The organism is Cognatundibacterium griseum (assembly GCF_014284195.1).
Lineage (GTDB): Bacteria > Pseudomonadota > Gammaproteobacteria > Burkholderiales > Burkholderiaceae_D > Undibacterium > Undibacterium griseum.
In genome coordinates this window covers 189,641-200,707 of sequence record NZ_JACOGC010000003.1, presented here as the reverse complement: position 1 = coordinate 200,707, position 11,067 = coordinate 189,641, and the positions used below count along the sequence as shown (strand labels likewise).

Here is an 11,067-nt window from a genome sequence, read left to right as displayed (position 1 = left end):
GGGCTTATTGGTCTTCCGTATAGTCTGTCGTGTCCGGCGTTATCGGTTCATCCGCGGCTGGCATGCCGAGTACCGCCGGCGTGCGGGTTGCCGGAATCTGGAAAATATCGGACAGTGCGCCGTTGATGATGCGGTCTTTCAGGGTGTCGGTGTCCATCAGCAGATCGAGCAGCGGACCTTCACAGATCAGGTCGCCCTTGCGTTCGATAAAGCCGATGCGGGCGAGCTGGCCGAGATTCATGTCCATGCGGGTTTTTTTGCCGAGCTTGTCGCCGAAATCGGCCAGCAGCGCACGGTAGGAAATGCCGATCGAGGTGTCTTCCGCGCGCGGCAGGGGTTTTTCCTTGCCGAACATATCGTTCTGGTCTTCTTCAGCCAGCTGATGCGCTTCCTGGCGTTCGCGTTTGGGCAGGATGATCAGCGACCACAGCACCACCAGCAGCGCCACGCCATCGCGCGCGAGACCGACATTGTTGTTCTGCCAGGTTTCACGGGTGCCGAATACTTTGGCTTCGCTGTCGCGGGTGAGTGCCAGCGTCACATAATCCGCATACACATTGTCGATGAATTTCATGCCGCAGGCTTTCAGGCGACCATCGAGATCGGCGCGGAACAATTCATCCGACAAAGCACGCTTGACCAGTTTGTCGTCACGGCGCAGGGTTTGATGCGCGAGCAGGCGCGCAATCAGGATTTGTGCATCTTCAGTCATGGTGTGTCTCTGATGGATTCCTGGTGTGCCGTTACGTCGGTGGCAGGATGATTTTCGGTGCCGGGGGCAACGGCCGCCGCGATCAGGCTGGCAACGGAAATTGCCGCGACATGCGGATCATTGAGTTTTTGCATTTTGTCTTTGGAATGAAATTCCAGCGGCAGCCGCGCCAGCGTTGCGGTGGCGCCTTGCAAGGCAGATTCATTGGCGTCTCCCAGCAGCGGCAGCATCGATGCACGATAAGAGGCAATCGCAAAGCTGGCTGGCAGCAGGATATCCTGCAGGGCCAGCGGTTTGGTACGGGCGTCGGAGCGGCTCAGCAATCCCAGCCAGTGATCGAGTTCATGCAGGGCGTCGCTGTCGTCATTGGCGACGGCGACCGCATTTTCACCCGCCGGCAGCGCGCCTGCCACGGCGGAGATGCGATGGCTCAGTAATTCGCTTTCTGCGACATCGATCATTTCGGACGGGGTGATGAACAGCGGAGTCACCGGCTGCGCCAGCGCACCGTCGGCCAGTGCCGCCAGATCATCTTTTTGCAGCAGCCAGGTTTTGATGTCGGTGGTGGAGAGACCGGATTGCCCCAGATGCACGCGTTGCCGCTCGATCTGGTTCAGCGCGCGCGAGAACATGCCCTGCATATTCAGCAGGGCGCTCTGGGCGCGGCCAATCGCTTGCGCGGCGCGGTGCGTGGCGGCATCGGCGCGTTCGTCGTGGGTGATGGCGTGGATAATCTCGGAACCTTTTTCCACCCAGTCGCAGGCGGTATGCCATTTTTTCTGGGCCGTGCGCAGCTGGAATTCGGAGCCGGAGGCGATCGCATCGGAAAATTCTTCGGTCAGTTCAATCAGGCGGCCCAGCAGGTGATGCAGCTGTTCGACCGAGACACCGCCGACCGCCTGCGCACCGGCGACCTGCGTCAGCATATAGCTCATTTCGGCCTGATCCTGATTCTGTTCGGTATGAATCAGCGATTCGAGTGCCGCCAGCACATTGCGGGCGGTTGGCGTGATGCGGTACACCGACTGGCTTGCATCCCACACCAGCAGGCCGGTGGAACGCAGGCGCGACAGCACGGTTTCCAGCGCATCCGGCTCCAGATAACCCAGCTTGGCATTGATATCAGCACGGCTGACCGCCGGCGATTCGACATCGGACGCCAGTTCGCGCAGCACCAGGAGACGCAGCAACACGCCGTTAAATCCGCCATGAAACAGCGCAGTGAATGCCTGCAGGACAGGCTGGGCGCGTTTTAAGGGGGAAACGGCGGCAACGTCATCGGGGGAAATGCCAGTTTTGAAATACGTCTGCAGAGCCAGGTCTTCGCCGCTCTGGACGTGAACGTCGTCACTAAAATTTTGCATACGGCATTTTACCTGCTTGTACCGGGCTTGAATATTGTCGTTTATTTAATGTGTGGCTCGCGGTTTATCGTCGTAACTTCTCCGGCAGACTGCGGGCGCCGATCCTCTTGCCTGCCGGTTTTCAAGCCTGCACGGGCGTTTGTCTGCCGCTTGGTATGTTAAATATACTGGGGGGAGTATTTTTAAAAGACCTTTATTCATATGGAGAATGAGGTTAAATGAAAGGATACTCCCCTATTTTCCTGAAATTTCAGGCAACGGGCAGAGGGCAGGGGGATTGTTTTGATTGGCATAACAATGATTTTCCGGAATGCGGGTTTTTCCTTCCGGCGGGTGCTTATACAATCCTTGTCCCGACAATGTGAAAGAAAACAGAGATGATGACAAGCCGTATTCATGTAATATTTGATCCGCTGTGCGGCTGGTGTTACGCCCTTCACCCCGCGCTGCACCTGCTGGCCGGGCTGGAGACGGATGCCGCGCGGGAGATTGTGTTGCATCCGGGTCTGCTGTTTCAGGCGCCGACGACAATCGCACACGGTTACCGGCAGCATATTCTGGCGGCCGATCAGCGTATTGCCGAACTGAGCGGGGTTCGTTTCGGTGCGGCGTATCAGGACAAAATCCGGCATGCCGCGACCTTGCAGTTTGATTCCAGAGCGCCGTCTGCCGCGGTGATGGCGATGGCAGCCGACAATGTCTATGCCGGAATGACGATGCTGGCTGCGGTGCAGGATGCCCATTATGTGCATGCGCAGGATGTCAGCGATCTGGCCGTGCTGACCCGGCTGGCGTTGGCGCAGGGAATGGCGGAGCAGGCATTTTTGCAGCGCTATCAGGCGCAATATGCCGCTTTGCCCGTCACGGCGGCAGACACGCACCGGCTGATGCGGGAAGCCGGTATTCATGGATTTCCGGGGCTGGTGCTGGAACAGGACGGACGATGGCAGACGCTGGATCATCAGTCCGCTTACGGCCGGCCGCAACAATGGCTGGCGCAGCTGCAGCTGTAGCAGTTGCCGGAGATGAAAACGACCTGAATCCTGATGGGGAATCGCGTGTTTGAAGTACGCTGTACGCTGTCACCCGAATTCAGGTGACAGCGCCGGACGAGGGCAGGAATGATGAGCGGATAGCAAGGGAATTATGCTATTGCGCTTGATTCAGTCAGCCCAGTTGTTCCATCGCCATTTTGTAGGTTTCACGGCAGGTGGCAACCGAAGTGGCGGAAATCACTGCGGTCAGGGTGACAAACGCGGCAACCGGCATCCAGCCGGTAGGGCCGGTTTCCAGAATTGATGCGCTGATGGTTGGCGCAAAACCGCCCAGCGCAAACCCGATCTGGGTGCCGATTGCCATGCCGGACAGGCGGACGCGGGTGCCGAACATCTCACCGTATAAAGAAGGCCAGACACCGTTCGCCGCGCTGTACACCACGCCTGACAACACCAGGCCGAAGAAAAAGATCAGCGGAATATTCACGACGCTGATGGCCCACATATACGGCCAGATCAGCGCTGCCGAGCCGAGTGCGCCAAAGATGAATACCGGCTTGCGGCCGATGCGGTCGGACAAGGAGGCGAAAGCCGGAATGGCGCCCAGGGCGATCACGTTGGCGAGCACCAGCACAGTCAGCATGGTGGCGCGTGGAATATGCATGGTATTGACAGCATAAGACAAGGTGAACACGCTGAAGATGGTGCTGACGACCGACACCAGCGCAGCGAAGATCACCCGCAGGACATTGGCCTTATTACTGGTAAACAACATGGTGACCGGCGCTTTTTGCGATTTCCCCTCGTTTTCCTGAAACGCCGGCGTTTCCGGCAAGGTGCGGCGTACCCACATGCCGACCGCTACCACCAGCGCGCTCAGGAAGAAGGGAATGCGCCAGCCCCAGGACAGCATCTGGTCTTCGGGCAGGGCAGAGATCGGTAAAAATACCAGAGTTGCCAGAATCAGTCCGGCCTGGGTGCCGCTCAGCGTGAAGCTGGTGAAAAATGCGCGGCGGTGAGCCGGGGCGTGTTCCAGCGTCATCGAATTGGCGCCGGCCTGCTCGCCCGCTGCCGACAAACCTTGCAGCATACGCAGGATGACTAACAGGACGGGGGCGGCAATGCCGATCTGATTGTAAGTCGGTAATAATCCCACCATGAAGGTCGATGCTCCCATGAGCAGCAAGGTGAAAGTGAGTACCCGTTTGCGTCCGTAAATGTCGCCAACGTGACCCAGCACGATGGCTCCGATAGGGCGGGTCACATAACCGACGCCGAAGGTCGCGAAGGCGGCGATGGTGGCAGTGACGGGATCGAAAGAAGGAAAAAATATTTTGCCAAAGACTAAGGCTGCAGCGGTGCCGTAAATAAAGAAATCATAATATTCAACGGCGCTTCCTATCCAGCTGGCGAGCGCAGCTTTGCGCGAAGCACTGGTGGATGAACGGCTATGTGTCGTAGATAGTGACATGTCGGATTCTCAATAAAATAGGTGAGGTGACGGTAAGCGGCACAACAGTCTGCGCCACTCAACTGACAGATAAATGCTTAGAATTTATGTAAAAATCCCGCTTGCAGACCGCTCAGGCGCTGACCATTGACATCAGCACCGGCCAGATTGGCGCTGGGTCCAGCCGAGCCGCTGAAGCGGAAACCTGCATTGGCCTGATTCGTCATCACGCTGGCAAATGTGTACAGGGTAGTCCGTTTTGACAGGTCGTAAAACACGCCGACGTTACCGCCTTTGGCACCGGCATTGTTGTCGCTGGTATCTTTAATCACACCATATAAGGCGCCGATGCGTACTTGCGGATTAAGGCGATAGTCAGCCGAGATCTGGTAAATATTAAAATAGCGATTCGCATTTTTATCGGTGCCGGCCACCAGATTGTTCGGATTGGCAATATTGCTGAGAATCGTGCCAGCCGTCAGACCGTTTGCATTGGCAGTGATATTGTTGCTACGTACGTAGGCAAGGTAAATTTTACCCGGACCATAATCGTAGTCGGCATACAGGTTGTGATAGACAATATTGGTCTGTACAGCGCCGGTCGGCGCGGGTTTGGCGGAGATCCCGGCATAACCGGCGCGGTAGGGGCCATTGGTGTAATCGAGTGCCAGCTGCATCACGGCGCTCTGGCTCAGACCGCCACCTGCCTGCTCTCCCAGCGCATAATGTACCGAACCCTGAAAGCCGGCAATGCGCGGGCTCTTATACGAGATGTCATTGTCATAGCGCGACGGTACGCCAAAGGTGTTGACGACGGAGCCAAATGTGGTGCGCTCGGTGTAGTCAATCGCTCCGCCGACATAAAGTATCTCGGTGTTCTGACGGCCAAAACGGAATTCACCGGCCGGTGTGTTGATGCCGACCCATGCCTGGCGGTCAAACAAGTGATTGCTATCGGCCGATGCGCCGGTATTGGCATTCAGGCCTTGCTCCAGATTGAATTTGGCCTGATAGCCATTGCCCAGCTCTTCGGTCTCGCGGAAACCCAGACGGCTGCGCAGGATGCTGCCGTCATTCAGACCAATCACGTGATTGCCGCTGCTGCTGCTGATGTAACCGACGTACTGATCAATATCGCCATAGATAGTGACATTGCTTTGCGCCTGAGCCAAAGAGGAGCAGGTAGCGATGACGGCTGCAGTGAGCATTTTTTTGTTCATGAAAATCTCCATTAAATTTATCTTATATTGATTGACGGATGACATCTGTCTCCGTCATTTCCCCCTCAGCGTGCTGCAGAAGTGAGGGGTCTTCGTACTTCAGACCGAACTTAACCGGCGTGCTCGGAATACGCGCGCGGGATCGCAAACCAGGATAAGGTAGCGAGCAGGATGGCCAGACTTAGCATGGTCAACACCAAGGTCTGGGACGCTTTTACTGCACTATGAGAAATCAGTTGTCCAACAACGAAAGCGGTGGCGGTAATCAGGAAACCGGACAAGGCCGCCGCCCGTCCTGCGCAACGCGGAAACGGAGCGACCGCGCCGCCTTGTCCGCAGGGCTGATGAAAACCGTGGCCCAGCATGTACACGCATTGCGGAACAGCCAGCGTCAGTACCGTGCGGTATCCAAAATGCCAGAGCAGAAATTCACCGACGCCGCCCAGCAAAGACAGACCCGCCCCGAATTTCACGACCTGCGGTACCGGCCAGCGCCGCAACGCAGTGCGGCAGGCAATGGTGCCGCTTAAAAAGGCCAGTGAGCAGAGTGCCGGCAATACGCCATAGGCAATGCGCGACATGCCGAATTCACCGATAAATACGAACGGCGACAGCATTAAAAAAGCAATGGCGCCGCTGAAGCTGAGACCTGCCAGTAACGAGGAAAACAGAAATTTTTTGTGTTGCAGGAAATCGATGGCTGTGACGGATAAATCCTGTTCGCTGACAGCATGGTTTTCTGTGAAGTAAAAAAACACGATGCACCAGATCAGTGTCCCGAATACGGCGATCATGGCCAGCGTGGTATGCCAGCCCCAATATTCCGTGACCAGCCCGCCGAACACAGGGCACAACACACCGATCAGACTCATGCCGGTCATGCTGCGCGCCATGATGCCCAGCCCGGCCACTGCACTGTACTGATCGCGGATGATCGCGCGTGCGCTGATGACGGCACCGGCGGTCGCGGCACCTTGCACAATGCGGCTCAGTAACAGCAGCGGCAGATTTTCGGAACAGGCGCCGATCACGCCAGCGACGACATAAAAGGCCAGACCCCATAACAGGGTGCGGCGCCGGCCATAGCGATCGGCAATCGTACCGGCGACTAACTGCATAAAACCGAACGATAAGATGTAGGCGGTCAGCGTCCATTGCACCTGCCCGGTGGAGCTCGACAAGTCACTGGCAATTTGCGGCAACGCCGGCAAATACATATCGGTGGCCACGACTTGTGCCGCCAGCAGCAACATCAGCAAGATGCTGATCAGATTCGCCGGTGGCATCGTGTTTTTCATGGATGGCCGCCACTGTGGCTCAGCTGCGCCATGGCGGCAATCGCCAGCGCATAGCCATGCGTGCCAAAACCAAACATGACGCCGGCCGCCACCGCCGACAAATAGGAATGATGGCGGAAACTCTCGCGTGCATGGACATTCGAAATATGCAGCTCGATCACTCGCAAACCGACGCCCTTGATCGCATCTGCCAGCGCGATCGAGGTATGGGTATATGCCCCGGCGTTCAGGATGACGCCGGCAAGCTGGCCGGCAGCTTGCGCAGCACCGGCTTCATGAATCCAGTCCAGCAGTACACCTTCATGGTTAGATTGACGAAAATCAGCGCGCAACTGATGCTGCTGGCAGGCGGCTTCGCATAACTGGCGCACATCGTCCAGCGTTTGATGGCCGTAAGTGGCCGGTTCGCGCTGACCGAGCAAATTCAGGTTGGGGCCATTCAGGATCAAAACTGTTTTCATTTTCTGTCTGTGAGTATCTGAAAAAATTAAGCCATCATCGGATGACCGGGAACGGGCTGACGCATGTTCAGGCTGCGGCGTAATACCTGATCCGTGACCCACTTGGCTGCGCCATGCGCGCGTTTGGCCACGATTTCAGGCGACAATTGCAAATAGTCGTCATTGAAAACCTCGAAACTGTAATCGCCGCGATAACCGTTTTTATCCAGACGGCGCAGCAGCTCGCTGAGTTCGCGTGAGTGGATTCCCTCACCGGGGAACACGCGCAGATGGCGTGCCGTTTCCAGCCGCTCTTCGGCGCTGCGTATATCGCGCCACATAAAATCGGACAGCTGCACCATCGCGATTTTTTCACTCGGAATGTCTTCCAGATACTCCAGATCAGCCTGATTGGCGAGCATGTGAAAACTGTCGATGACCACACCCAGATTGGAGTGATCCGCCATCTCCACCGCTGCCCAGGATTGCTCATACTGGTTGATATGACGGCCCCAGGACAGCGCCTCAAATCCGACCTTCACGCCGAGCGGCACGGCCAGCGTTGCCAGTTTGGCGAGCTGGCGCGCGATCAGGGGCAGATCGCCGCTGGCATGGCTGGAAGTACTGGAGCACACCATCAGCAAGGGCGCACCGACCGCCTGGCATACCTGCAGCATATTCTTGGCGATATCGAGCTTATATTCGTGCAACGGGCCGCTCAGACCTTCGTAATCACGCATGACCTGGATGCCGGTAACCCGCACACCGCTGGCGCGCACCACGCGCACCGCTTCACTGATGCCGCCCGGATGCGCGGCGAGATCTTTCGCCCATAACATAATCTGCGAAAAACCGACTGCTTTCGAGGCGGCTAATTTCGATTCGAGGGGACCGGCCAGCGTGATGCTGTCCATGCCGAAATTACTCAGATTCATAATGCCCCCAGGGCCCTGAATTGTTCTGAGGAGACGCCGGGCCAGCCAAATAATTCCAGATACAGCGGCGCTTGCTCGATCAGCATTTCACGTCCTTTTTGAATGCGGCAGCCGCGTTCCTGCGCCAGCGTCAGCAAGCGGGTCATTTCGATTTTCATACCGCAATCTGCCACGATGCAACTGGCAGACAAGCCTTCCAGATCAATCGGCAAAGGATCGTCTGCATGCATGCCCAGCGGGGTGGAATTGACGATCAGGTCATAGCCTTGCGCACGCGGCGCAGCGATGCTGATGGTGATGTCCGGATAAGCCTGTTGCAGACGCTGCTGCAATGATTCAGCCTGCCCGGTTCTGGTGTCGTACAAGGCGACTTCGCGGATGCCGCGCGTTGCCAGCGAGGTCGCGATGGCGCATCCCACTCCGCCGCTGCCGACCACCAGGGCGCGCGCATGCGCCCAGTCGAATGGCGCGTCGGCACAGGTGCGGTCAAGGGCGCGCACAAAGCCTTCGCCGTCGATCAGATCTCCCATCAGCTGGCCGTCCGCACCCTTGTACACGGCATTGCAGGCGGCTGCCAGCGCGGCACGCGGCGTGACCTGATCAACGCTGTGCACGGTCATCGGCTTATGCGGAATCGACACGAAAATACCGCCGACGTTTTCTATCGCCATCAGCGTGCGCACGGTTGCGGTATAGGCTTCAGGCGGGACTTTGAGCGGGATCACGCGTGCATCCATATCGTGACGCTGGAAATAGGCATTGAACAAGGCGGGTGCTTTGACTTGTTCTACCGGCCAGCCGATGACAAAGAAGATGCGCGTGGTTCCGGAAATTTCGATCATGCTGTTTGCTCCGAATGGCTGACAACCAGCTCGAAACTGATGCCGCCTTTATAAAGTTGAGTCAATGCACCTTTTTCACTCGACGGAGCGCTTGCCTTGTCGATAAATACGATGCCTCTTTTTTTCAATTCACTGACGGCTTGCAGCACGTCCGGGGCGCCGATGCCGATGCGGATTAATTGTTCTTCCCATTGCAAACCGGCAGCGCCTTCCGGCGGCTCAATCAGTTGCAGATAGAAAGAGTGGCAAGGGCTTTCGAGCAGCAAGCCTTTCGGCAGCACGCCGAAAAAATGCCCGTCCGGTAAAGGCCGGAAATCCATCAGTTGCTGATAAAAATCAATCCACTCCGGTGAGCGGTCGCGCCCTATGGCCTGCACCACGCCAAAGAAATGCATGCCGGCGATGGCCGGAGGATTTTGCGCAACGCCGGGTATGGGTTTGAAATCGACGTCGTAAATCGAGAAGTCGCCAACCCGGTCGACGAAATACAAAATCGAATCGCCGGCGCCGTGCACGCCCGGGATGTTGAGTTCCATGACACCGGCACGGGTTTGTATGCCCCAGGCACCCATGTCGATGGCATGGCGGTAGGCCAGGTCGGCATCGCGCACGCGCAGCGCAATGGCACTGATACTGGTTGACTGGGTATCGCTGGTGGTCAGCGGCAATGCAACCGGATCGGCATTGACGATAATATTCATGCTGCCCTGGCGATATAAGGTGACTTCACGTGAGCGATGGCGGGCCGTTGCGACAAACCCCATTTGTTCCAGCAGCGCACCGAGTTCCAGTGGTCTGGCGGTCGCATATTCGATAAATTCTATACCGTCGATACCGAGCGGATTACTTGGCTCCGGCAGATCTTCTTGTATACTCATTGCACACTTTCGATGGTGTTTCTATGCATGTAGTGTAGAAAAGACGATCTGCAAAAAACAGACGCAAAAATCGCGATTACTGCGACAATCGCTCAAATTGCGCGATTAGCGCGCAAATCGGAGAAAATTTGACGATGAAACGGCAGGAATTAAGCGACGTCGAAGTCGCTAAACGCGATTTGATTGAAGGCTTCATCACCGGCATCGATGCCATCACTGCGTTCAATGACGATAGTGCGCGTCTGACCGCAAGCGAGCTGTCCGAAAAAATTCATATCAGCCGCAGTGCAGCACGCCGTTATCTGCTCACGCTGGTGCATATCGGGCTGGCGGCGACGGATGGCAAGTGTTTCTGGCTGACGCCGAAGGTACTGAATCTGGGGCGTTCGTATATCAATTCTGCCCGCCTGCCACGCGCCATCGTGCCTTTCCTGCAGCGCCTGACCATGCAGCTGCATGAGTCCAGCAATTACTCGGTGATGGAAGGGGATGACGTGGTGTATGTGAGCCGTGTGAATGCGCCGCGTCTCCTGACGACCGGTTTTGAGCCGGGCACGCGCCTGCCGGCTTATACCTCAACTGCGGGACGGGTATTGCTGGCGGCGTTGCCGGAAGATGAGTTGCACCGCTATCTGGAACGGGTTGAGCTGATCGCCTACACCCATCTGACGATTACGGATAAAGATGCCTTGTTTGCCGAGCTGTGCGCGATCCGGGAACAAGGTTATGGCGTGACCGAAAACCAGTTTGAAATCGGCTTGCGCGGGATTTCCGTTCCGCTCAAAAACCGGCGCGGCAACCTGGTCGGCGCACTGAGTATTTCGATGATGATCAGCAGCTGCTCCAAAGCGGAAGCCACCAGCAAATGCCTTCCGGCTTTGCAGGCGGCTGCCAACAGTATGATGCAGTGGGTTTAATCCGGCCCCGGCGTCA

The 11,067-nt window shown here is 56.9% G+C and carries 11 protein-coding genes; 2 read left to right on the top strand and 9 right to left on the bottom strand.

What is annotated here, in order from left to right; translation table 11 throughout:
• Positions 1 to 4 precede the first annotated feature (4 nt).
• Complete coding sequence (locus H8K27_RS09200) at positions 5 to 712, bottom strand: hypothetical protein (RefSeq protein ID WP_230419119.1); 708 nt, start codon at positions 710 to 712, stop codon at positions 5 to 7.
• A complete protein-coding gene (locus H8K27_RS09195; RefSeq protein ID WP_230419118.1) occupies positions 709 to 2,076 on the bottom strand; it encodes a hypothetical protein in 1,368 nt (455 codons plus the stop codon). Before H8K27_RS09195 ends, H8K27_RS09200 begins: the two co-directional genes overlap by 4 nt.
• A 377-nt stretch (positions 2,077 to 2,453) precedes the next feature.
• On the opposite strand from H8K27_RS09195, the gene H8K27_RS09190 reads away from it, so the two are divergent.
• Positions 2,454 to 3,089, top strand: coding sequence for a DsbA family protein (locus tag H8K27_RS09190; RefSeq protein WP_186862881.1), 636 nt, complete (start codon positions 2,454 to 2,456; stop codon positions 3,087 to 3,089).
• 154 nt (positions 3,090 to 3,243) lie between these two features.
• Here H8K27_RS09190 and H8K27_RS09185 read toward each other — a convergent pair whose 3' ends face one another.
• From H8K27_RS09185 to H8K27_RS09155, 7 genes are all read right to left on the bottom strand, one after another.
• Complete coding sequence (locus H8K27_RS09185) at positions 3,244 to 4,542, bottom strand: MFS transporter (protein WP_186862880.1); 1,299 nt, start codon at positions 4,540 to 4,542, stop codon at positions 3,244 to 3,246.
• Positions 4,543 to 4,619: 77 nt separating this feature from the next.
• The gene (locus tag H8K27_RS09180; protein WP_186862879.1) at positions 4,620 to 5,741 is read right to left on the bottom strand and encodes a porin; all 1,122 of its coding nucleotides are present in this window, start codon (positions 5,739 to 5,741) and stop codon (positions 4,620 to 4,622) included.
• 110 nt (positions 5,742 to 5,851) lie between these two features.
• Entirely contained in the window at positions 5,852 to 7,039 is a 1,188-nt protein-coding gene (locus H8K27_RS09175; RefSeq protein ID WP_186862878.1) for a multidrug effflux MFS transporter, read from the bottom strand.
• Entirely contained in the window at positions 7,036 to 7,500 is a 465-nt protein-coding gene (gene aroQ / locus H8K27_RS09170; protein ID WP_186862877.1) for a type II 3-dehydroquinate dehydratase, read from the bottom strand. The genes H8K27_RS09175 and aroQ overlap by 4 nt, the downstream gene beginning before the upstream one ends.
• 26 nt (positions 7,501 to 7,526) lie before the next feature.
• Entirely contained in the window at positions 7,527 to 8,414 is an 888-nt protein-coding gene (locus H8K27_RS09165) for a sugar phosphate isomerase/epimerase family protein (RefSeq protein ID WP_186862876.1), read from the bottom strand.
• A complete protein-coding gene (locus H8K27_RS09160; protein WP_186862875.1) occupies positions 8,411 to 9,256 on the bottom strand; it encodes a shikimate dehydrogenase family protein in 846 nt (281 codons plus the stop codon). Before H8K27_RS09160 ends, H8K27_RS09165 begins: the two co-directional genes overlap by 4 nt.
• On the bottom strand, positions 9,253 to 10,134 hold the full coding sequence (locus H8K27_RS09155; protein ID WP_186862874.1) for a 4-hydroxyphenylpyruvate dioxygenase: 882 nt from the start codon (positions 10,132 to 10,134) through the stop codon (positions 9,253 to 9,255). Before H8K27_RS09155 ends, H8K27_RS09160 begins: the two co-directional genes overlap by 4 nt.
• Positions 10,135 to 10,268: 134 nt before the next feature.
• Between H8K27_RS09155 and H8K27_RS09150 the strand changes: the two genes are divergently transcribed.
• Positions 10,269 to 11,051, top strand: coding sequence for an IclR family transcriptional regulator domain-containing protein (locus tag H8K27_RS09150; RefSeq protein WP_186862873.1), 783 nt, complete (start codon positions 10,269 to 10,271; stop codon positions 11,049 to 11,051).
• Positions 11,052 to 11,067 lie beyond the last annotated feature (16 nt).

Coding starts and splice junctions, on each gene's coding strand:
- H8K27_RS09190 (WP_186862881.1), top strand. CDS start 2,454: ATGATGACAAGCCGTATTCATGTAATATTTGATCCGCTGTGCGGCTGG.
- aroQ (WP_186862877.1), bottom strand. CDS start 7,500: ATGAAAACAGTTTTGATCCTGAATGGCCCCAACCTGAATTTGCTCGGT.
- H8K27_RS09200 (WP_230419119.1), bottom strand. CDS start 712: ATGACTGAAGATGCACAAATCCTGATTGCGCGCCTGCTCGCGCATCAA.
- H8K27_RS09155 (WP_186862874.1), bottom strand. CDS start 10,134: ATGAGTATACAAGAAGATCTGCCGGAGCCAAGTAATCCGCTCGGTATC.
- H8K27_RS09195 (WP_230419118.1), bottom strand. CDS start 2,076: ATGCAAAATTTTAGTGACGACGTTCACGTCCAGAGCGGCGAAGACCTG.
- H8K27_RS09175 (WP_186862878.1), bottom strand. CDS start 7,039: ATGAAAAACACGATGCCACCGGCGAATCTGATCAGCATCTTGCTGATG.
- H8K27_RS09150 (WP_186862873.1), top strand. CDS start 10,269: ATGAAACGGCAGGAATTAAGCGACGTCGAAGTCGCTAAACGCGATTTG.
- H8K27_RS09165 (WP_186862876.1), bottom strand. CDS start 8,414: ATGAATCTGAGTAATTTCGGCATGGACAGCATCACGCTGGCCGGTCCC.
- H8K27_RS09185 (WP_186862880.1), bottom strand. CDS start 4,542: ATGTCACTATCTACGACACATAGCCGTTCATCCACCAGTGCTTCGCGC.
- H8K27_RS09180 (WP_186862879.1), bottom strand. CDS start 5,741: ATGAACAAAAAAATGCTCACTGCAGCCGTCATCGCTACCTGCTCCTCT.
- H8K27_RS09160 (WP_186862875.1), bottom strand. CDS start 9,256: ATGATCGAAATTTCCGGAACCACGCGCATCTTCTTTGTCATCGGCTGG.